Origin of the sequence: Kribbella sp. CA-247076 (assembly GCF_050942445.1) — a bacterium.
Lineage (GTDB): Bacteria > Actinomycetota > Actinomycetes > Propionibacteriales > Kribbellaceae > Kribbella.
In genome coordinates this window covers 5,718,068-5,738,022 of sequence record NZ_CP192051.1, presented here as the reverse complement: position 1 = coordinate 5,738,022, position 19,955 = coordinate 5,718,068, and the positions used below count along the sequence as shown (strand labels likewise).

The following is a 19,955-nucleotide window of genomic DNA, read 5'->3' as shown; positions in this document are numbered from 1 at the left end:
AGCTCCTTCTCACGCCGTCAGGGCCAGGAAGACGTCGTCGAGCGTCGGCCGGTGCGACGACACCCGCTCGGGCACGACGCCGTTGTCCCGGAGGACGTCGAGCACGTGGTGCAGGTGCGCCGCCGTGCCGTCGGACGGGATGTTCAGCACAAGCTGGTCGACGATCCCGTCCAGTACGCCGGTGGCCTTCAGCAACTGCGGTTCGTCGGCGAAACGCAGTTCGATCCGCTCGCCGCCGATCTGCGCCTTCAGTGCGTCGGCGGTGCCGGTCGCGACGATCCCGCCCCGGTCGAGCAGCACGATCCGGTCGGCCAGCCGGTCCGCCTCCTCCAGGTACTGCGTGGTCAGCAGGATCGTGGTGCCGCCGCGGACGAGCTCGCCGATCGCGTCCCACATGGTCGACCGGCTGGCCGGGTCGAGGCCGGTGGTCGGCTCGTCCAGGAAGATCACCCGCGGCTGCGCGATCAGGCTCATCGCCAGGTCGAGCCGCCGCCGCATCCCGCCGGAGTACGTCTTCACCCGGCGGTCCATCGCGTCCGTCAGGCCGAACCGCTCGAGCAGTTCGCCGGTACGCCGGCGCGCGGTGGGCCGGCCGAGATGCATCAACCGGCCGACCATGACCAGGTTCTCCCGGCCGGTCTGGTTCTCGTCGACCGCGGCGTACTGCCCGGTCAGGCTGATGACTCCGCGGACCCGGGCCGGCTCGCGCAGGACGTCGTACCCGGCGATGGTCGCCCGGCCCGCGTCCGGTCTGGTCAGCGTGGTCAGGATCCGCACGGTGGTGGTCTTGCCGGCGCCGTTCGGGCCGAGCAGGGCGAGCACGGTGCCCTCCGCGACCTGCAGGTCGACACCGGTGAGCACCTCGGTCGCGCCGAACGACTTCCGCAGGCCGGTGGCCTCGACGATCATCGGTCCCCTCCTTATTGCGTACTCGATACGCTAAATAGCGTAGCAGGTACGCTATATGTCTGCGCAAGCCCTAGACTGAGGCGGTGGAGGAGATGAGCGAACTGCCGGCGGACGTGGCACTGATGTGGCGGCTGCGGGACGCCGGCCGGCGCGGGCCCAAGCCGTCGCTGACCGTCGACGACATCACCCGGGCGGCGATCGAGCTCGCCGACACCGAAGGGCTGGCCGCGGTCTCGATGGCGCGGGTGGCCGAGCGGCTCGGCAACTCGACGATGGCGCTCTACCGGCACGTGAAGAGCAAGGACGAGCTGCTCGTGCTGATGTCGGACGCCGCACTCGAGCGACCCGCGGCGCTGCCGGACGGCGTCGACTGGCGGACCGGGCTGACGTTCTGGGCGGAGGGCGTGATGGTCGCGATCCGCAAACACCCCTGGTACTCGAAGCTCCCGATCTCCGGCCCGCCGGCCGGGCCGAACAACCTCGCCTGGTTCGACTCCGCCCTCGGTGCGCTCGAGGACACCGGCCTGCCGGAGGAGGCCAAGGTCGGTGTGGTCATGGGCCTGATGACGTTCGTCCACGGCGAGATCCGGCTGTCCCTCGACCTGGCCGCCGGCTACGCCGACAACCCGAACGCCTTCAGCCGGTACGGCGCCGTCCTGTCCCGGGTCGTGGATCCGCGCCAGCTGCCCGCCCTCGCCCGGGTCATCGACGCCGGCGTGTTCGAGTCGGTCGGGAGTTTCGAGGTCGAGTCGGACGAGGACTTCGACTTCGGCCTGCAGCTCTACCTGGACGGCGTGGCCGGCTTCATCGACCGCGTCTGTCAGGCCGGCTGAACGATCGCGTCCGCCCGTGACGCGCTCGCGGCGATCAGCCGGGCGTTGCGTTCGTCCGTGCCGTACGTCCGTGCGCGAGCTTCCTCGGGAGATCGTCCGTAGCGACGGTGCCGGGCTTCGAGCCGTTCGTGCCGCAGCTGCTCAGGCACCTCGACGTACCAGCACTGGTCGAGCAGCGTGCGCACGGTCGCCCACGGCTGCTCGCCGAGCAGCAGGTAGTTGCCTTCAGTCACGACCAGCGTGACGTCGGGGGCGATCCCGATGCTCGCGGCGATCGAGTCCTCGATGCCGCGGTCGAAGCGCGGCGCCCAGATCTGCTCGTCCGGCGTCTCCTTGAGTCTGCGCAGCAAGGCGACGTACCCGTAGCCGTCGAAGGTGTGCGGCGCGCCCTTCACGTCGGCCTGGTCCAACTCCTCCAGCACCGACTGGGCCAGGTGGAATCCGTCCATCGGCAGCAGCGCGACCTGATGCCTGTCGGCCGTCAGCTTCGCCGTCAGTTGCTCGGCGTACGTCGACTTCCCGGCCGCCGGCGCGCCGGTGATCCCGAGCAGCGCGCGGCGCCGACCGGCTGCCAGCCCGACCGCGCGCTCGTACGCGGCGGCCGGGTCGAGAAGCTCCACCCTCCTAGTCTTCCGGTGGCGGGGGCTCCTCGGCGCCTTCGCGTTCGTCCCGTTCGGCCCACTCGAGCAGGGTGTCGAGGGTGTAGACGTTGTCGTCGATGGTGGCGTGCAGGTCGCCGAGCTCGGCGAAGCGGGCGGGGACGGTCTCGATCGTGAACGCCTTCGGGTCGACGTCGTCGATCTCGTCCCAGCGGATCGGGGTCGACACCGTGCCCTCGGGATTCCCGCGGACCGAGTACGCGGCCGCGATCGTGTGGTCGCGGGCGTTCTGGTTGAAGTCCACGAACAGCTTCTTCGGGTCGCGGTCCTTGCGCCACCACGTCGTCGTCACGTCGTCCGGCGCCCGCCGCTCGACCTCCCGCGCGAACGCCAGCGCCGCCCGCCGTACGTCGGTGAAGCCGTACTCCGGCTTCACCCGGACGTAGATGTGGATGCCTTTGCCGCCGGAGGTCTTCGGATACCCGACGGCCCCGAGCTCGTCGAGGACCTCGTGGACGACGTGCGCGACCCGGCGGACCCGGTCGAACGGGCAGTCCGGCATCGGGTCGAGGTCGATCCGCCACTCGTCCGGCTTCTCGGTGTCGGCGCGCCGCGAGTTCCACGGGTGGAACTCGACCGTCGACATCTGCACCGCCCAGGCCACGTGCGCGACCTCGGTGACGCACAGCTCGTCCGCGGTCCGGTTGTAGCGCGGGAACTTGACCCGGACGGTCTCCATCCACGGCGGGGCGCCGTGCGGCAGCCGCTTCTGGTGCACCTTCTCGCCGGACACGCCCTCCGGGAACCGGTGCAGCATGCACGGCCGCTCCCGCAGGGCGTTGACGATGCCGTCGCCGACGGACAGGTAGTACTTGACCAGGTCGAGCTTCGTCTCCCCGCGGGCCGGGAAGTACACCCGGTCCGGATTCGAGATCCGCACCGTGCGCTCGCCGACCTCGAGCTCGATCGCCGGAGTCTTGGACTTCCCCGCCTTGGACTCAGCCATGACCTCAACTTAACCGGCCACGGGGACAACCGGCAGGAACTACGCCATCCGGGTCAGCCAGCCGCGGTGATCGGGGATGCGGCCGTACTGGAGGTCCAGCAGCGTCGAGCGGATGGACCTGGTGACCGGCCCGACGCCGTGGTCGACGTCATGGTTGCCGATCGTCAGGTCGCCGTCGGGCCACGCCAGCCGGCCGATCGGGGTGATCACCGCGGCCGTCCCGGACGCGAACACCTCGGTGATCTCGCCGCTGCGGACGCCGTCCTTCCACTCGTCGGCGGAGATCCGGCGCTCCTCGACCTTGTGACCGAGATCCGCCGCCAGGTCGACGACCGAGGCCCGGGTGACGCCCTCGAGGATCGAGCCGTTCAGCTCCGGCGTGACGATGCGGCCGTCGGCGTACACGAGGAACAGGTTCATGCTGCCGATCTCCTCGAGCCACCGGTGCTCGACCGCGTCGACGAAGGCGACCTGCTGGCAGTCGTTGGCGACCGCTTCGGCCATCCCGGCGAGGCTGGCCGCATAGTTGCCGCCGCACTTGGCCGCCCCGGTCCCGCCCGGCGTGGCGCGGATGGTCGACGTCGTCAGCCAGATGGACACCGGCCGCGGCCCGGTGTCGAAGTACGGCCCGGCCGGAGAGGCGATCACGCCGAACAGCACCTCGTGCGCCGGCCGGACACTCAGCGCCGCTTCGGTGGCGATCATGTACGGCCGCAGGTACAGGCTGGTCTCGCCGCTGTCGGCCGACGGCACCCACGGCTCGTCGACCGTCACGAGCGCCCGGAGCGCGGAGACGAACGCGTCCTCGGGCACCTGCGGCAGCGCGAGCCGTGCGGCGCTGGCAGCGAACCGGGCCGCGTTGCGGTCGGGCCGGAACGCCCACACCGACCCGTCCGCGTGCCGGTAGGCCTTGAGGCCTTCGAAGATCTCCTGCGAGTAGTGGAACACCGCGGCCGCCGGACTCAGCTTGAGCGGCGCATAGCCGGTCACCCGCTGGTCGTGCCAGCCGCGCTCGACCGTCCACGTCGCCACCACCATGTGGTCGGTGAACTCCTGCCCGAACGCTGGATCGGCCAACACAGCCGCCCGCGCCTCCGCAGTGGCCGGATCACTCCGCAACTCGACCGCGAAGTCCCACGCGTCTGTCACTGTCGCTTCACTACTCACTCCGGGCACGTTACTCCCGTCACCGCGCTGCGCTCGACCCACTGCCCACACTCCGGCTGTCGAGGTACGGCGTACGCCGCAAGAGCTCCTGCAGCGTCGCGGCCGCACCGGGCCGCCGGTCCTGTACGGCGCTCAGCACGCGCGCGCCGTCGTCGTACAAGTAGTAGGTGTGCCACTCGTCCGGCAGCTCGACCAGGACCCGGAGAGCCAGCGCCACCCCGGCGGCGATCTCACCGTCGACCGCCAGGCACTCTGCCAACGCCATCCGCAGGCGGGCCTGCTCGCCGACCCATTCCTCCGGACACAGCTCGAGCGCCCGGGCCAGCAGCACGCACCCGGCGGCGCCGTACCCCAGTCGTGCGCACACTCGGCCCTCGACGGCGTGCACCTCGTACGCCCTTGCCGTGGGCAAGCCGTCCGCGACCCCGATCAACTCCTGCAGGGCTCGATGGGCTTCACCGTGCCGCCCCAGCTCTGCCAGCACCAGGGCGCGAGCCGCATGCGCCTGCGCCACGGCTTCGTCGCCCGCTGCCTGCTCTGCGCTCTCAAGCAGTTGCGGCAACGGCCGTCGTTCCGCCAAGCCACTGAGCACCTCCTGCGCAAGCACCTGGCTGTGCACCGCTCCGCCCGCGCTGCTCGCAGCGCCCCGAGCGGCCAGCCACCACCGCCCAGCCGCCGGCGCCTGTCCCAGAGCCGTCAGGGTCTGTGCGGTCAGCGCGCTCAACTGCGCCGCCTCGACGGCCGAATCGGACTGCATGACCTGCAACTCCGCGACCAACGCCGGCAACAGCCGTCCGGGTGGAACTCTGGCGGCCTCCCCGAACGCCCTGCTCACACCGGTGCACCCGAAGGCCGCGGCGACCTTCTGCCACGCCACCGCCAACGGATCGGGCGCCGGCGGAGTGGACCGCCGGCGCGCGAAGGCGTCGCTCAGCTCGGTCCCCGTGCCGAGCTCACGGTCACAGAGCCGCGCCAACTCGGCAGACCCCGGTCGCTGCCCACGCTCCACCTGCGACAGATAGCTGTGGTCGTACCCGACCCGCGCAGCAAGCTGCCGCAGACTCAACCCGACCGCCTGCCGGCACTGCCGCAACCGAGCGCCGAACGCCGCCTCAGCCACAGGATCACCCCCGCTCACTAGTACTGCGGTGCGTGCCAGGGACAGTACAAGCCCTCGCCGACAAAACGCCCCAGAACCCTTGCAGGCAAAGGCATGTGGGCTGTGTGGGCTGTTCACACAGCCCACAGCCCACACCTGTTGCAGACACCGGGCGCCGAGCACTGTGGAGCAGTGAACACGATGCAGCGGCAGCCTCGCCTCTTCCGGTTGGTGCGCCACACCGCTGCATCCGGCGTCCGCGACACAGGCACCCTCGCCGAAGGCGTCGAATGGTCCGACGGCACGGTAGCCCTCAGATGGCGCGGCCCCTCGGCCCATACCTCCACCTGGGACAACGTCCAGGCTCTACTGGCCCGGCACGGTTCGGGCGGTCGCACCCAGGTCCACTGGCTTCCGAGCGCGGTGCGGCCGGTAGCCGCGACCGCGCCCCGGATCACCCCACTCTGGCTGCCGGCGCCGACCCCCGACGGCTGCTGCGCCCGCTGCGGTCACCCCTGGCCGTGCCCGACGCTCTGCTCGACCGGATAGCTCCAGTTGACGGCTCCTGCTGGCCGGTCAGCGCGTGGCTTCCGCCAGCAGGTACCGCGCCGGCAGACGGACCTCTCCGGACGGCTCCGTCCACCTCTCGGCAATCAGGTCGAACACCCGGGTGCGTACCTCGTCCAGCCGGCCGGCCTGTTCCAGGATCGGGAACGTCGCCACGCCAAGTGGATGATTGGCGATCCGCGTGGACCAGTACTCCTCCGCCGAAGCGGTGACCGTCGTCAGGTCCCTGGGGGTGGCGGAGAGGGCAAAGCCGTGTGGGCCGAGGTGGGCGGCCAGGGTCCCGGGATCGTGCCAGTCGAAGCGACCCTCCGTGGACTCGTCGCTGCCCTTGCGGGTGACCTCGCGGACCGCGCCGACCATGATGCCGACGAGCTCGTCGACACCGCCCGGCAACCAGGCGGTGAGCAGGATGCGTCCGTTCGGCGCGGTCACGCGCGCCAGTTCGTCGATGGCGGCCTTGGGATCCGGCGCGAAGATGGCGGCGAAGTTGGACAGCAGTACGTCGGCCGAGCCGTCCGGCAGCGGGATCGACTCGGCGGTCCCGTCGACGACCGTCAGGTCGCGCGCGCCGGAGACCTCCTGGATCACCTCACGCAGGCGGGCGGCGGGCTCCACGGCCGTCACCCGGGCGCCGAGGTCCGCGGCGAGCAGGGCGACGTTGCCGGTGCCGGCGCCGAGGTCGACCACGTGCTCACCCGGCCGGATCCGGGCCGCGTCGACCAACTCCCGGGCTGCGGGCCGCAGATCCGCGGCGGTCGATTCGTAGCTGCCCTGGCTCCAGTCGATCATGGCCCCAACAGTAGGCGGCGATCCGACACGGTCGGGAAACCGACAGGTACGGCGCATTGACCGGACAGTTATGGAACGTCTCTACTAAATGGACCCAACCGCCCCGGAGGTCCACCATGCGTGCACGGTGCCTTGCTGTCGTCCTCGGTCTGATCCTGGTGCTGGTCGGCGGCACGCAGACCGCGCAGGCGGCGAACGTCCTGTCCAATCCAGGCTTCGAGACCGGCTCGCTGAGCGGCTGGACGTGCTCTGGCGGGTCTGTGGTCAGCAGCCCGGTCCGCTCTGGCGGCCACGCCCTCAACGGTGCGGTGACGAGTTCGGACTTCGCGCAGTGCAGTCAGACGGTGCCGGTGCAGCCGAACACGGCGTACACGTTGTCGGGCTGGGTCCGTGGGTCTTACGTGTACCTAGGTGTCACGGGCGGATCGTCCACCTGGACGCCGTCCGCCACGAGCTTCACGCAGTTGACCGTGTCCTTCACGACGGGTGCGAGTCAGACGTCGGTGCAGGTCTACGTGCACGGCTGGTACGGCCAGCCGGCGTACCAGGCCGATGACATCAGCCTGGACGGTCCTGGCGGCAATCCGTCCGGTCCGGGCGTCCCTGGCCCACCATCTGTCACCGGTACGACGAACAGCAGCATCTCGTTGAGTTGGGGCGCGTCCACGGGCACAGTGACCGGCTACCGCGTGTACGAAGGGTCCAGCGTCGTACAGACCGTCACTGGTACGTCGGCGACGATCAGCGGGCTCGGGACGTGTACGAGTCACACTTACTCCGTGGCGGCGTACAACGGCTCGGGTGAGTCGGCCAAGTCGACAGCGGCAACGGGTACGACGGGTGGCTGCACGAGCACGGGGTTGCCGAAGCATGCGCTGATCGGATACCTGCACGCGAGCTTCGCCAACGGGTCCGGGTACGTGCGGATGGCCGACGTACCGGCCGAGTGGGACATCGTCAACCTGGCCTTCGGCGAGCCGACGTCGGTCACCTCCGGCGACATCCGGTTCAACCGGTGTCCGGTGGCCGAGTGCCCGAACGTAGAGAGTGAGGCCGAGTTCGTCAGCGCGGTCCGGGCCAAGCAGGCGGCCGGGAAGAAGGTGCTGATCTCGATCGGCGGTGCGAACGGACAGGTGCAGCTCACGACAACCGCGGCCCGCGACGCGTTCGTCACCTCGGTCAGCGCGATCATCGACCGGTACGGCCTGGACGGGCTGGACATCGACTTCGAGGGACACTCGCTCTACCTGAACGCGGGCGACACCGACTTCCGCAACCCGACCACACCGGTGATCGTCAACCTGATCTCGGCGCTCAAGTCGCTCAAGGCGAAGTACGGCGCCGGTTTCGTGCTGACGATGGCGCCGGAGACGTTCTTCGTGCAGGTGGGGTACCAGTTCTACGGAGGCGCCGGCGGTGGCGACAACCGGACCGGGTCGTACCTGCCGGTGATCCACGCCCTGCGCGACGCACTGACCGTGCTGCACGTCCAGGACTACAACTCTGGTCCGGTGATGGGTCTGGACAACCAGTACCACACCATGGGCGGTGCGGACTTCCACATCGCGATGACCGACATGGTCAAGGCCGGTTTCCCGGTCGCGAGCACCGGTCACACGTTCCCCGGACTGCGAGCGGACCAGATCGCGTTCGGGCTGCCCGCGGCGGTCAGCGCCGGCAACGGGTACACCGCACCGGCGGCCGTGCACCAGGCGCTCGACTGCCTGGTCAAAGGCCAGAACTGCGGCGGGTACACCCTCCGCGGTGGTGCGTCACCGGCCTTCCGGGGGCTGATGACCTGGTCGATCAACTGGGACAGGTACTACGGCTGGGAGTTCAAGAACAGTCACGCGCCGTACCTCGACGCGTTGCCCTGAGGTTTCCCACAGTTCCGGGATGGGGGAAGCCGCAGCGGAAGTGTGCGGGAATTACCCTTCCCGGATCCTGGTGTGGCGCTGGTATGAAAGAGGCATGACAGCGTCAACGACCCGCCCGGTGATCCTCACCGTGGACGACGACCCCGGCGTTTCCCGGTCGATCGCCCGCGACCTCCGCCGCCGGTACGGCGAGGACCACCGGATCGTCCGGGCGGAGAGCCCGGGCCAGGCGCTGGACGCGTTGCGCGAGCTGAAGCTGCGCGGCGAGCCGGTGGCCCTGCTGCTGGCCGACTACCGGATGCCCCAGCAGTCCGGGATCGAGTTCCTCGAGGCCGCGATGGACCTGTTCCCGCTGGCCCGGCGCGTCCTGCTGACGGCGTACGCCGACACCGACGCGGCGATCCAGGCCATCAACGTGGTCGACCTCGACCACTACCTGCTCAAACCGTGGAATCCTCCGGAGGAGAAGCTCTACCCGGTGGTCGACGCGATGCTCGACCTGTGGAAGTCCACGCCGGCGCCGTCCACCGACGAGACCCGGGTGATCGGGCACCGCTGGTCGGCGCCGTCATTCGCCGCCCGCGACTTCCTCGCCCGCAACGCCGTGCCGTACCAGTGGCTCGGAGTGGACGAGGACGAGGCGAAGCGGCTGCTCGACGCGGCCGGTGTGGACGGCTCGAGGTTGCCGGTCGTCGTCACCCCGGACGGCACGGTGATGGTCGCGCCCAGCGAGGCCGAGCTCGCCGACAAGGTCGGGCTGACCACCTCGCCGGCCAAGGACTTCTACGACCTGGTCGTGGTCGGCGGCGGCCCGGCCGGGCTGGGCGCCGCGGTGTACGGCGCGAGCGAGGGCCTGCGGACCGTCCTGGTCGAGCAGTTGGCGACCGGTGGACAGGCCGGCCAGTCGAGCCGCATCGAGAACTACCTCGGTTTCCCGGACGGGGTGTCCGGGGCTCAGCTGACGGACCGGGCGCGCCGGCAGGCGGTCCGGTTCGGTGCCGAGCTGCTCACCGCCCGCCAGGTCGTCGGCCTGGAGACGCTCGGGTCGGCGCGCCGGCTGCGGTTCTCCGACGGCAGCGAGATCTCGTCGCACTCGGTGATCCTGGCGACCGGGGTGTCCTACCGGACGCTGGACGCCCCGGGCGTGGTCGACCTCTGCGGGCGCGGGATCTACTACGGCTCGGCGACGACCGAGGGGCCGAGCTGTGCCGGCCAGGACGTCTACATCATCGGCGGCGCCAACTCCGCCGGCCAGGCCGCCGTGTACTTCTCGAACCATGCCGAACGCGTGCATATGCTGGTGAGAGGGCCGTCGCTGACCGCGACGATGTCGACCTACCTGATCGACCAGATCGAGGCGATCGACAACATCGAGGTCCACACCTGCACAGAAGTGGTCGACTGCAAGGGTTCGGACCATCTCGAGCGGGCGACCCTGCGGAACAACGCGACCGGCGAGAGCCGTGAGGTGGACACGGAGTGGATGTTCGTGTTCATCGGAGCGGCCCCACGCACGGACTGGCTGCCGGGTGACCTGCTGCGCGACGACCGCGGGTTCGTGCTCACCGGGCCCGATCTGCGCGGACGGCCGCCGGGCTGGACGCTGGAGCGGGAGCCGTACCACCTGGAGACGAGTATGCCGGGCGTGTTCGCCGCCGGCGACGTACGGGCCGAGTCGGTGAAGCGGGTCGCCTCCGCGGTCGGCGACGGAGCGATGGCCGTGACACTGGTGCACCGATACCTGGAGATGCTCTGATGACTGACCAGACCGAGGACGTGCGGCGGCTGACGCCGGACGAGCTGCGCACGCTCTTCCTGTTCGAGTCGCTGACGGACGAGCAGTTGCAGTGGCTGTCCGACGCCGGGTACGTCGAGTCGGTCCAGGACGGGATCGTCTACAGCGAGGGTGAGCCGGCCACGTGCTGCTACATGCTGCTGTCGGGTGAGCTCCGCCTGTGCAAGCTCTCGCACGGCGAAGAGGTGGAGATCAACCGGACCCGGCAGCGCGGGGTGTACGCCGGTGCGTTCAACGCGTTCTTCGGTGCCGACGAGAAGAAGTTGTACACGGCGACGCTGCGGGTGACCGAGCCGTCGGAGTTCTACGTGATCGACGCGGCCACGATGGCCCAGATGATCGGGACCTGGTTCCCGATGGCGGTGCATCTCATCGAGGGCTTCGTCATGGGCACGCGGCGGACGAACGAGACGATCGGCGAGCGGGAGCGGTTGCTCGCCCTCGGGTCGCTGTCGGCCGGCCTCACCCACGAGCTCAACAACCCGGCCGCGGCGGCGGTCCGGGCCGCGGCGACCCTGCGGCAGCGGGTCGCCGGGATGCGCTCGAAGCTGGCGATGCTTGCCGACGGCACCTTGGACGCGACCAAGCTGCACCAGATCGTCGAGCTGCAGGAGGCGGCGGTCGAGCGGCTGGACAAGACCAAGGACAAGGACGTCTCACCGATCGAGCAGTCCGACGCCGAGGACTCGTTGACCGACTGGCTCGACGATCACGACGTGCAGGCGAGCTGGGACGTCGCGCCCGTGCTGGCCGCGGCCGGCCTCGACGTCCCGTGGATGGAGGACGTGCTGGCCGCGGTCGGGCCGAAGTACCTCGAGGGTGCCGTTCGCTGGCTGATGTACACGATCGACACCGAGTCGCTGATGAACGAGATCGATGACTCCGTCACCCGGATCTCGACGCTGGTCGGGGCCGCGAAGCAGTACTCGCAGATCGACCGGGCGCCGTACCAGGTCATCGATCTGCGCGAGCTGCTGAAATCCACGCTGGTGATGATGTCCGGCAAGCTGCAGGGGCTCGAGGTCGTGAAGGACTTCGATCCGGAGCTGCCGCCGATCCCGGCGTACGCGGCCGAGCTCAACCAGGTGTGGACCAACATCATCGACAACGCGGTCAGTGCGATGGGTGGATCGGGCACGCTGACGATCCGGACGAAGAAGGACGGGGAGTACGCCGTCGTCGAGATCGGGGACACCGGGCCGGGCATTCCGGCGGAGATCCGCAGCCGCATCTTCGAGCCGTTCTTCACCACCAAGCCGATCGGCGAGGGCACGGGGCTCGGACTGGACATCTCCTGGCGGATCGTGGTCAAGAAGCATCACGGTGACCTCCGCGTCGAGTCGGCGCCGGGGGACACCCGCTTCCGGATCGTCCTGCCGCTGGATCCCTCCAAGGAGTTCGAGTCCGAGGCGGACCTCCTCGCCTGATGGGTGCTTGAGGCTGCCCCAAGGGCAGCCTCGAGCCTGGAAGCTGGACAAGCCCGTGGGAGGCGCGGATGGATCTCCTCGAACCACCTCGAGTCGTCGAGCGACCCCAGCAGGACTACCTGGGCATCCGGGTCGTCACGCCGTTCCGCGGCATGTTGAGCAAGCGCAACGAGTTGCTGACCGAGCTCGACACCTGGCTCACCAAGCAGGGCATCGACGACGTCGGTCCGTTCTTCCTGCGACTGCACGTGATCGACATGAGCGGGCCGATGGACCTGGAGGTCGGTGTCGTCACGCAGGGGCGGCTCGACGGTGACGATCGCGTCCGGCCCGACGTACTCCCGGCCGGTGCCTACGCCACGCTCACGTACCGGAATCATTCGCTCCGGGCTAATCGGGCCCTGATCGACTGGGCGGAGGAGAACGGGGTGAGGTTCGACCGGTACGACGTTCCCGAGGGCGACAAGTTCGCGTGCCGGTACGAGGCGTTCCGGACCGACCCGCGGACCGAACCGCGCAAGACGAAGTGGGAGGTCGAGCTGAACTTCCTCACCCTCCCCGGCGCGACTTAGCGGCTTTCCTCCGTGGGGGGCTGCGGTGCGTCGTTGCGCTCGGAGTCCGGCGGGGCGCCGGCGTCGTGCCGGATGTCCTGGCCGCTCAGGTCGACGTCGCCGCCGCGTTCCAGGGCCTCGTTGACGTCGGTGTCGGTGACTTCGGCCGGGTCCTCGTGGGTTGTCGGCGTCAGACCTTCGTACGGACCGCTGGGACTCGTCATGACCGTCCTCCGTTCCTGGGAGCTGTCACCCGCCCGGTGCCCCGCGGTCTGCCAGCTCAGTCCTGTGCCACTGCGTTGCGGGATGAGACCAGGCGGTCAGCGGAGGGCGGTGCCCCGGGGGTGGGTGCGGAGGGTGAGGTCTTCGCGGGTGGGAAGGGATTCCCAGTCGCCGGTGGCGGTGACGCAGAAGGCGCCGGAGGTGGTGGCGCGGTCGAGACGTTGGTCGGGAGACAGGCCGTCGAGGGTGGCGGAGAGGTACCCGGAGACGAAGGCGTCACCGGCGCCGATGCTGTCGACGACGGTGACAGGAAGGGCGGGGCGGTGGAGCGTGCCGTCGGCGGTGTGTGACCAGGCACCCTTGCCGCCCGCGGTGACGACGACCTCGGCGATGCCGTTGTCGAGGAGGTCGCGGACCGGTTCGGCCCCGTCGGAGAGGATGTCGAGCTCGTCGTCGGAGGCGAACACCGTGTGCACGTGGGGAACGAGCTCACGCAGGACCACGGCTTCGGCCCGGGACCAGAGGCGAGCACGGTAGTTGACGTCGAGGGACACGAGTACGCCGGACTCCGCAGCCGCACGTACGACGTCCAGCGTCGCGATCCGGGCTGAGTCGGAGAGAGCCGGGGTGATTCCGGTGACGTGAAGCAGACGGGGTGTGGCAGCCTGCAGAGCGGCGACGCACTCCTCGCTCGTCAGGGTGGACCCGGCCGAACCGCGCCGGTGGTAGCTGACCCGGGTGATGTCGTGCGACGGCTGGTCGAACGCGATGAACCCGGTGAACGACTCCTCCGAGAACCGGACCCACCTGGTGTCGACGCCCTCGGCTCGCAGGGTGCGCTGGATCAGCCGCCCTGGCTCGTCGTCACCGACGGCGCCGACCCACGCGGCCTGGTGGCCGAGTCGGGCCAGCCCGATGGCGACATTGCTCTCGGACCCGGCGATCGACAGGTGCGCGTCCCCGCCCAGCCGCATCGGCCGGGCGGTCCGCAGCGAAACCATCGTCTCGCCGATCGTCAGAAGATCAGTCATATCCGGGCTCCGAGCTGGTCTAGTGTCCTGAGTCAGATGCCGAGGGCGGTGCGGAAGGTCTGGGCGCGGTTCGCGAGGTCGGTGAGCGATCCGCCGGTTCCGGCGTCGCCGAGCAGCGGGGATCCGACGCCGACGGCCAGCGCACCCGCGGCCAGGTACTCCGGGGCCGTCTCGGCGTCGACTCCGCCCACCGCGATGAGTGGCGCACCGGGCAGGGGTGCGCGAAGCTCGCGGAAGTAGCCGGGTCCGTAGACCTTCGCGGGGAAGATCTTGACCGCGGTCGCGCCCAGCTCGAGGGCTGCCACGACTTCGGTGGGAGTGAGCGCGCCGCACAGGACGGGCAGGCCGAGCTCGACGCTGCGATGGGCTCCGCGGGTGATCGCCGGCGTGACCACGAAGCCCGCACCCGCCGCCGCGACCTCGTCAGCCTGGGCGGGGGTGATCACCGTGCCGGCACCGATCAGGATCGACGGGTCGTACTCGGACCGCGCTTTGGCGATCGCCTCCACCCCGCCAGGCGTCGTCAGCGAGATCTCGAGTGCGGTGATGCCGGCGTCGACCAGGGTACGGACGCAGGCGAGAGCGGTCTCCGGGCCGTCGGCACGGACGATCGCGAGCACCTTCCGGGTACGGAGTTCGGCAAGCAGATCCATGGGCTCCTCCTCGGGGTCCACGCTATTCGATTGATAAAGACATAGGACGTCCCATGTCATCGGTTTCAGCACACTGGTGGGTGGATAAGTTACGGACTGAACAGCCCGCCCAGTTGGTTACTTTCTGTTCGCAAGGAGGCATCCGCTCATGCCCACACGCCGTCCACCGCTGCTCGCCCTCGCACTCGCCCTGGTACTCCTGATACCGACCACGCCCGCCGCCGCCCGGCCCGCAGTTGACGCCGGGCAGGACGCCGAACCCGCAGCGATCACCCAGACCGTGCTGTTCAACAAGGGGGATGCCGGCTACGGGTGCTACCGCATCCCGGCCATCGTCCGCACGAAGAGCGGAGCCTTGCTGGCCTTCGCCGAGGCGCGACGGGCGTGGTGCGGGGACTCGCAGGAGATCGACCTGGTGATGAAGCGGTCCGACGACGACGGACGGACCTGGTCGGCCACGCAGACGGTGCTGTCGGGGACGGACGCCGACCCGAACGCGGTCGCGACCCGCGGCAACCCGGCGCCGATCGTCGACTACGAGACCGGGCGGATCGTTCTGCTCAGCACGATGGACCCGGGAACGACGACCCGGCCGCGGACGCCGTACGTGCAGGTCAGTGACGACGACGGCCGGACGTGGAGCAAGGCGAAGAACATCGGCGCCCAGATCGACGACCCGGGCTGGGGTTGGTACGCGACCGGGCCGGTGCACGGCATCCAGTTGACCCGGGGAGCGCACGCGGGCCGGTTGGTGGCCGGCACGAACTACGACAACGGCGCCGGTGGTCAGGCCGGGCAGCTCGTCTACAGCGACGACAGCGGCGAGACCTGGCACAAGGGTGCGACCGATCTGCGGACCGACGGTGCGGTGCCGCAGGAGATCAGTGTCGTCGAGAAGGTTGACGGCGGCATCTATGCGATCGCCCGCAACAACGCCGGCGGTCCGGGAGCGAGCCGGATGTCCGCGGTCAGCAACGACGGCGGTCAGACGTACGCGGCGCCGTACGCGACCATCCCCGGACTGACCACGCCGGTGGTGCAGACGTCGTTGCAGCGGCTGCGTGCGGTCGACCAGGGGGACAGCTACAACCGGCTGCTGTTCGCCGGACCGGCGGATCCGGAGCGGCGTCGGTACATGACGATCCGGTCCAGCTTCGACGAGGGCAAGACGTGGCAGTCCGTGGCCGAGGGCACCCGGATCACCAGCGACTGGTCCGGGTACTCCGACATGGCGATCCTGGACACCGGTGAGATCGGGCTGCTGTACGAAGGCGGCACGGTCGACGCCCGGGACCAGATCCGCTTCGCCCGGTTCACCGAGAGCGACATCGGTCACCCGGACGCGCCGCTCGGGACCACGACGCCGGACGTGTCCGGGCTCGACAACGACAGCTACCTGCGGGGCGGGACGACCGCGGTCGCCGGGAAGTTCGGGCAGGCGCGGGATCTGGACGGGGTCGACGACGCGATCCAGCTGCCGTTCGCGGAGTCGCTCGCGGTCGGGTCCGGCGACTTCACCGCGATGGCGTGGATCAAGTACGGCGCGAGTACGGCGAGCCAGGCGATCTTCTGGGGCTACGGCATCAACGAGTTCTCGCAGTTCTGGCTGCGGGCCGAGCCGGCGAGCAGCCGCATCCGCGGGCTGATCACCACCAACGGCAACACTGCGTCGGTCGCCACCACCAAGGCGTACAACGACAACGCCTGGCACCACGTCGCCTTGCAACGCAAGGCCGGGACGCTCTCGATCTGGGTCGACGGCGTCCAGGCAGCCAGTGTTACGGCCCCGACGGGATCGGTCAGCCCGGGAAGGCCGTTCAAGATGTACGTCGGTCAGCGGCTCGACGGCGCGCACCACTTCGACGGCGCGCTGGACGAGGTCCGGATCTACAAGCGGGCGTTGACCGCGACCGAGCTCAACAGCATCCGTACGACGAACAGCACCACCGTGCCGAACGTCGTACTCGATCTGCCGCTCGGATAGCGCCATCAGACCGGCCTGGCGGTGACGGTCAGCCGCCAGGTCAGTTCACCGTTCGCCGGTACGACGGCCGCGTCACCGGGACCCGCCTCGGCGAGGTCGAACACCCGACCGAGCATCGGCTCGACCCCGAGACTCCGGTACGGCGCCCCGTCGGGGAAGCCGGCCTGGTTGCGCCAGAGCGCGGTGGACACTGGTTGCCCCGGGCAACTCAACTCCCACGTCAGCAGGGCATCACGGTCCTGAACGGAGACGGTCGGGCAGTCGACCAGGACGGCGCCGACCGCGGTCCCGTCGGACGGCCCGTAGGTGTCCAGGCCGAGGGTGGTCGGCCAGGTGTCGGCGACCCAAGGGGCATCGGCCGGCCAGGGCTCGGGCAAGTGCGCGGCGGCTTCGGGGTAGAGGCGGCAGGTCGGCGCGAAGGGGGCCGAGATGGTCGCTCCGACCGCACAGTCCAGCAGTGCGTGGGCGGCCCAGATGAAGCGGTAGCCGGGTGGTGCCTGCAGTGTGTAGTCGGCGACCACGGTGTCGGCGCCTGCGGTGAAGGTCCTGGTGAGAGTCGTTTCCTCGAACGACACGGTGGTGTCCCATGGTTGGTTCCACAGGCCGCCGTGGTCCGGGGTGCCGCGGACGGTGGGAAAGCACTCGTCGAGGCCGCCGGCGTCGACGAAGTCGCGGCGGCCGGTGCGCGGGCCGGACAGCAAACCCGGTCCCGCCCACAGCCACTCGCGACCTGCGAGCACAAGTGAGGTCCAGCGGCCGCCGTCCACCGGATCGATCGTCACCGCCGCGCTGCCGCCGGAAGCCGTCACCATTCGGCGAAGGAGCCGTCTTCGTGGGTCCAGATCGGGTTGCGCCAGGCATGGCCGGTCTTGTCGGCGGCGCGGACGGCCGCCTCGTCGACCGTGATCCCCAAGCCGGGCAGAGGATTCCACTCGGCGTGACCGTTGACCCACGCGTACGGCGTCGGGTCCGTCACGTACGACGTGAGGTCGCTCGCCAGGTTGTAGTGGATGCCCCGGCTCTGCTCCTGGATGAGGAAGTTCGGCGTGGCGAAGGCGACCTGCAGGCTCGCCGCCAACGAGATCGGGCCGAGCGGGCAGTGTGGCGCCACCATCGCCCCATGGGTGTCGGCGAGCACGGCGATTCGCCGGAGCTCCGAGATCCCACCGGCGTGCGACACGTCCGGCTGCACGACCGCGACCCCGGCGTTCAACGGCGCGACGAACTCGGACCGATGGTAGAGCCGTTCGCCCAGCGCCAACGGCACCGTCGAGGCACCGACCACCTCGGCGAGATGACCCATGTGCTCGGGGAGCACCGGCTCCTCCACGAAGAACGGCTGCAGCTCCTCGACCGCCCGCAGGATCCGTCGCGCACCCGCGACCCCCACCCGCCCGTGCAGATCGATCGCCACGTCGCGACTGTCGCCGACAGCCTCCCGCGCCGCGGTCAGCCGGACGACGATGTCGTTGATCTCGGCAACCGACGGCGACGGCTGGATCCGGCCGCTGCCGTTCATCTTCACCGCGGTCATCCCGGCCTCGACCTGCTCCGCGACCTGGTCGGCGATCTCGGCCGGCTCGTCGCCGCCGACCCACGCGTACACGCGGACGCGGTCGCGCACCCGTCCACCGAGCAGGGACGCGACCGGAGCGCCGTACACCTTGCCGGCGATGTCCCACAGGGCGTGGTCGATCCCGGCGACCGCGCTGCTCAGCACCGGGCCGCCGCGGTAGAAGCCGCCCTTCGACAGCACCTGCCAGTGCCGCTCGATCTGCAGCGGGTCCTGGCCGATCAGGTACTCCGACAGGACGTCGATCGCGGTCCGGACGACCTCGGCCCGTCCCTCGACCACGGGTTCGCCCCAGCCGACGACGCCGTCGCTCGTCTCGATCCGGCAGAACAACCAGCGGGGTGGAACCAGGAACGTCTCGATCCTCTCGATCTTCACGAGCGACGCTTCCCCCGGCCGCGGGCAGACTGGGCCGACCCACGCACCTCGGTCAGGTCCTCGGCCGCTTTCGCCAGCAGCTCCCGCATCGCCAGCTCGGCCGCCGCCAGATCACCTGCGCGGACGGCGTCCACCACGCGCCGGTGGCTCGGCACCGGATCGTCGGACGGCTTCACCTTGTGCACCAGGCGGTCGCGATCGGCCAGCCCGGTCTCCATGATCACTTCCATCTTGGTCAGCAGCTCGTTCCCGGTCGCTGCCAGCAGCGCCCGGTGGAAGCGCAGGTCGGCGTCGACCGCGGCCAGGTCGTCGGTCGCGGACGCCATCTGCTCCAGGGCCGCGTCCAACGCATCCAGGTGCGCCGGCTGCGCACGCAGCGCGGCCAGGCGCGCGGCGGCCGGCTCGACGATGCCGCGGACCTCGTGCAGCTCCTCGAGCAGCTCCGGACGGACGTCGTCGTCGAAGTGCCAGCGGATCATGTCGGCGTCCAGCAGGTTCCAGTCCGACCGAGGGCGGACGAACGTGCCGCGCTTCTGGCGCGCGTCGACGAGGCCCTTCGCGGTCAGCACCTTGAGCGCCTCGCGGACGGCGGTCAGGCTGACACCGAGGTCGGCCTGCAAGTCGGGCACGTTGATGGTCGCGCCCTCCGGGATCTGCCCGGACAGGATGCGCTGCGCCATCACCTCCACGATCTGACCGTGCAGGCCCCGCGTCACGCCGCGCTGAATCCCCGCCACACCGTTCTCCCTCATGCCGAGTCCTTCACCGCGGACCACCCACCGTCGACCACCAGACTGGCGGCGGTCACGTACGAAGCCTCCTCCGACAACAGGAACGCCACCACCCGGGCTACCTCGTCAGGCCGGCCGAGTCGCCCGACCGCGGTCGCCTTCGCGCTCTGTTCCCGCCCCTCGGCGTCGACACGGTCCCACATCGCGGTGTCGATCGGGCCGGGCAACACGGTGTTCACCCGGATCGAGCCGCCGTACTCGACCGCGAGTTGGCGGCCGAGCGCGACCAGGGCGCCCTTGGTCGCCGCGTACGCGGGATGCCCGGGCAGTCCGACCAGGGCGTGCACGGACGACACCAGGACGACGGAGCCGGAGCCGGCCGCGAGGTCGTCGTACAGGGTCCGGAAGCCGAGGAACGCCGCGGTCAGGTTGACGTCGAGCTGTCGCTGCCAGGACGGCGGCGACAACTCGTGCGCGGGTTTCACCTCGACCACGACGGCGTTGCTGACGAGTCCGTCGATCGGGCCGAGCTCGTCGCGGCCGCGGGACCGGACCTCGGCCCAGGTGTCGGGCGCCGAGACGTCACCCAGTACGGCGATGGCCCGGCCCGGCACCTCCTTGCACGGCTGGACGTCGACCTGCACCACCGAGGCGCCTTCGCTCAGCAGCCGCTCGGCACAGGCCGCACCGATGCCGGACGCGGCTCCGGTCACCACGATCACTCGCCCCGTCAACCGCACCCGCGCCTCCTGAACCCCCCGACC

19 protein-coding genes are annotated in these 19,955 nt (G+C 70.0%); 6 read left to right on the top strand and 13 right to left on the bottom strand.

Features of this window, described 5'->3' with window-relative positions:
* Positions 1-9 precede the first annotated feature (9 nt).
* Complete coding sequence (locus ACQPYZ_RS27020; RefSeq protein ID WP_433161002.1) at positions 10-909, bottom strand: ATP-binding cassette domain-containing protein; 900 nt, start codon at positions 907-909, stop codon at positions 10-12.
* A 92-nt stretch (positions 910-1,001) separates the two neighbouring features.
* Between ACQPYZ_RS27020 and ACQPYZ_RS27015 the strand changes: the two genes are divergently transcribed.
* A complete protein-coding gene (locus ACQPYZ_RS27015) occupies positions 1,002-1,742 on the top strand; it encodes a TetR/AcrR family transcriptional regulator (RefSeq protein WP_433169769.1) in 741 nt (246 codons plus the stop codon).
* On the opposite strand, the gene ACQPYZ_RS27010 is transcribed toward ACQPYZ_RS27015, so the two are convergent.
* The 5 genes from ACQPYZ_RS27010 to ACQPYZ_RS26990 all read right to left on the bottom strand — a co-directional run bounded on the left by ACQPYZ_RS27010 (position 1,730) and on the right by ACQPYZ_RS26990 (position 6,969).
* The gene (locus tag ACQPYZ_RS27010; protein WP_433161000.1) at positions 1,730-2,362 is read right to left on the bottom strand and encodes a nucleoside/nucleotide kinase family protein; all 633 of its coding nucleotides are present in this window, start codon (positions 2,360-2,362) and stop codon (positions 1,730-1,732) included. The two genes, ACQPYZ_RS27015 and ACQPYZ_RS27010, sit on opposite strands and share 13 nt — an antisense overlap.
* 4 nt (positions 2,363-2,366) lie before the next feature.
* Positions 2,367-3,347, bottom strand: a complete 981-nt coding sequence (ligD, locus tag ACQPYZ_RS27005; protein WP_433160999.1) for a non-homologous end-joining DNA ligase — start codon at positions 3,345-3,347, stop codon at positions 2,367-2,369.
* 39 nt (positions 3,348-3,386) lie between these two features.
* Positions 3,387-4,514, bottom strand: coding sequence for a branched-chain amino acid aminotransferase (locus ACQPYZ_RS27000; RefSeq protein ID WP_433160998.1), 1,128 nt, complete (start codon positions 4,512-4,514; stop codon positions 3,387-3,389).
* A gap of 19 nt (positions 4,515-4,533) precedes the next feature.
* The gene (locus tag ACQPYZ_RS26995) at positions 4,534-5,634 is read right to left on the bottom strand and encodes a helix-turn-helix domain-containing protein (RefSeq protein WP_433160997.1); all 1,101 of its coding nucleotides are present in this window, start codon (positions 5,632-5,634) and stop codon (positions 4,534-4,536) included.
* A 555-nt stretch (positions 5,635-6,189) separates the two neighbouring features.
* Positions 6,190-6,969, bottom strand: a complete 780-nt coding sequence (locus ACQPYZ_RS26990; protein WP_433160996.1) for a class I SAM-dependent methyltransferase — start codon at positions 6,967-6,969, stop codon at positions 6,190-6,192.
* Between the two features lie 116 nt (positions 6,970-7,085).
* On the opposite strand from ACQPYZ_RS26990, the gene ACQPYZ_RS26985 reads away from it, so the two are divergent.
* From ACQPYZ_RS26985 to ACQPYZ_RS26970, 4 genes are all read left to right on the top strand, one after another.
* Entirely contained in the window at positions 7,086-8,846 is a 1,761-nt protein-coding gene (locus tag ACQPYZ_RS26985; protein WP_433160994.1) for a chitinase, read from the top strand.
* Positions 8,847-8,940: 94 nt separating this feature from the next.
* Positions 8,941-10,602: an FAD-dependent oxidoreductase gene (locus ACQPYZ_RS26980; RefSeq protein WP_433160993.1), complete on the top strand. Its 1,662-nt coding sequence runs from the start codon at positions 8,941-8,943 to the stop codon at positions 10,600-10,602.
* Positions 10,602-12,068: an ATP-binding protein gene (locus tag ACQPYZ_RS26975; RefSeq protein ID WP_433160991.1), complete on the top strand. Its 1,467-nt coding sequence runs from the start codon at positions 10,602-10,604 to the stop codon at positions 12,066-12,068. Before ACQPYZ_RS26980 ends, ACQPYZ_RS26975 begins: the two co-directional genes overlap by 1 nt.
* A 68-nt stretch (positions 12,069-12,136) precedes the next feature.
* A complete protein-coding gene (locus ACQPYZ_RS26970) occupies positions 12,137-12,640 on the top strand; it encodes a hypothetical protein (protein WP_433160989.1) in 504 nt (167 codons plus the stop codon).
* On the opposite strand, the gene ACQPYZ_RS26965 is transcribed toward ACQPYZ_RS26970, so the two are convergent.
* The 3 genes from ACQPYZ_RS26965 to ACQPYZ_RS26955 form a co-directional block, all read right to left on the bottom strand.
* Complete coding sequence (locus tag ACQPYZ_RS26965; protein WP_433160988.1) at positions 12,637-12,843, bottom strand: hypothetical protein; 207 nt, start codon at positions 12,841-12,843, stop codon at positions 12,637-12,639. The genes ACQPYZ_RS26970 and ACQPYZ_RS26965 overlap by 4 nt on opposite strands.
* A gap of 96 nt (positions 12,844-12,939) precedes the next feature.
* Positions 12,940-13,872 carry a sugar kinase gene (locus tag ACQPYZ_RS26960; protein WP_433160986.1) on the bottom strand — a complete coding sequence of 311 codons (933 nt, stop codon included), beginning with the start codon at positions 13,870-13,872 and terminating at the stop codon, positions 12,940-12,942.
* Positions 13,873-13,904: 32 nt separating this feature from the next.
* Positions 13,905-14,525 carry a bifunctional 4-hydroxy-2-oxoglutarate aldolase/2-dehydro-3-deoxy-phosphogluconate aldolase gene (locus ACQPYZ_RS26955; RefSeq protein ID WP_433160984.1) on the bottom strand — a complete coding sequence of 207 codons (621 nt, stop codon included), beginning with the start codon at positions 14,523-14,525 and terminating at the stop codon, positions 13,905-13,907.
* 148 nt (positions 14,526-14,673) lie between these two features.
* On the opposite strand from ACQPYZ_RS26955, the gene ACQPYZ_RS26950 reads away from it, so the two are divergent.
* Entirely contained in the window at positions 14,674-16,509 is a 1,836-nt protein-coding gene (locus ACQPYZ_RS26950) for an exo-alpha-sialidase (protein ID WP_433160983.1), read from the top strand.
* Between the two features lie 5 nt (positions 16,510-16,514).
* On the opposite strand, the gene ACQPYZ_RS26945 is transcribed toward ACQPYZ_RS26950, so the two are convergent.
* Genes ACQPYZ_RS26945 through ACQPYZ_RS26930 form a run of 4 tightly spaced genes read right to left on the bottom strand, consistent with a single transcriptional unit; the run spans position 16,515 to position 19,931 of the window.
* On the bottom strand, positions 16,515-17,321 hold the full coding sequence (locus tag ACQPYZ_RS26945) for a hypothetical protein (protein WP_433160982.1): 807 nt from the start codon (positions 17,319-17,321) through the stop codon (positions 16,515-16,517).
* On the bottom strand, positions 17,315-18,460 hold the full coding sequence (dgoD, locus tag ACQPYZ_RS26940; protein ID WP_433160980.1) for a galactonate dehydratase: 1,146 nt from the start codon (positions 18,458-18,460) through the stop codon (positions 17,315-17,317). The genes ACQPYZ_RS26945 and dgoD overlap by 7 nt, the downstream gene beginning before the upstream one ends.
* Positions 18,457-19,212 (bottom strand): FadR/GntR family transcriptional regulator, encoded by a 756-nt coding sequence (locus ACQPYZ_RS26935; protein ID WP_433160978.1) that lies wholly within the window; start codon positions 19,210-19,212, stop codon positions 18,457-18,459. Before ACQPYZ_RS26935 ends, dgoD begins: the two co-directional genes overlap by 4 nt.
* A complete protein-coding gene (locus ACQPYZ_RS26930; protein ID WP_433160976.1) occupies positions 19,209-19,931 on the bottom strand; it encodes an SDR family NAD(P)-dependent oxidoreductase in 723 nt (240 codons plus the stop codon). The genes ACQPYZ_RS26935 and ACQPYZ_RS26930 overlap by 4 nt, the downstream gene beginning before the upstream one ends.
* Positions 19,932-19,955: the final 24 nt, after the last annotated feature.

What these genes read in the sequence shown, in the direction of transcription:
- ACQPYZ_RS27020 (WP_433161002.1), bottom strand. Translation starts at nt 909, where the DNA reads ATGATCGTCGAGGCCACCGGCCTGCGGAAGTCGTTCGGCGCGACCGAG.
- ACQPYZ_RS27015 (WP_433169769.1), top strand. Translation starts at nt 1,002, where the DNA reads ATGAGCGAACTGCCGGCGGACGTGGCACTGATGTGGCGGCTGCGGGAC.
- ligD (WP_433160999.1), bottom strand. Translation starts at nt 3,347, where the DNA reads ATGGCTGAGTCCAAGGCGGGGAAGTCCAAGACTCCGGCGATCGAGCTC.
- ACQPYZ_RS26990 (WP_433160996.1), bottom strand. Translation starts at nt 6,969, where the DNA reads ATGATCGACTGGAGCCAGGGCAGCTACGAATCGACCGCCGCGGATCTG.
- ACQPYZ_RS26985 (WP_433160994.1), top strand. Translation starts at nt 7,086, where the DNA reads ATGCGTGCACGGTGCCTTGCTGTCGTCCTCGGTCTGATCCTGGTGCTG.
- ACQPYZ_RS26980 (WP_433160993.1), top strand. Translation starts at nt 8,941, where the DNA reads ATGACAGCGTCAACGACCCGCCCGGTGATCCTCACCGTGGACGACGAC.
- ACQPYZ_RS26975 (WP_433160991.1), top strand. Translation starts at nt 10,602, where the DNA reads ATGACTGACCAGACCGAGGACGTGCGGCGGCTGACGCCGGACGAGCTG.
- ACQPYZ_RS26970 (WP_433160989.1), top strand. Translation starts at nt 12,137, where the DNA reads ATGGATCTCCTCGAACCACCTCGAGTCGTCGAGCGACCCCAGCAGGAC.
- ACQPYZ_RS26965 (WP_433160988.1), bottom strand. Translation starts at nt 12,843, where the DNA reads ATGACGAGTCCCAGCGGTCCGTACGAAGGTCTGACGCCGACAACCCAC.
- ACQPYZ_RS26960 (WP_433160986.1), bottom strand. Translation starts at nt 13,872, where the DNA reads ATGACTGATCTTCTGACGATCGGCGAGACGATGGTTTCGCTGCGGACC.
- ACQPYZ_RS26955 (WP_433160984.1), bottom strand. Translation starts at nt 14,525, where the DNA reads ATGGATCTGCTTGCCGAACTCCGTACCCGGAAGGTGCTCGCGATCGTC.
- ACQPYZ_RS26950 (WP_433160983.1), top strand. Translation starts at nt 14,674, where the DNA reads ATGCCCACACGCCGTCCACCGCTGCTCGCCCTCGCACTCGCCCTGGTA.
- ACQPYZ_RS26945 (WP_433160982.1), bottom strand. Translation starts at nt 17,321, where the DNA reads ATGGTGACGGCTTCCGGCGGCAGCGCGGCGGTGACGATCGATCCGGTG.
- ACQPYZ_RS26935 (WP_433160978.1), bottom strand. Translation starts at nt 19,212, where the DNA reads ATGAGGGAGAACGGTGTGGCGGGGATTCAGCGCGGCGTGACGCGGGGC.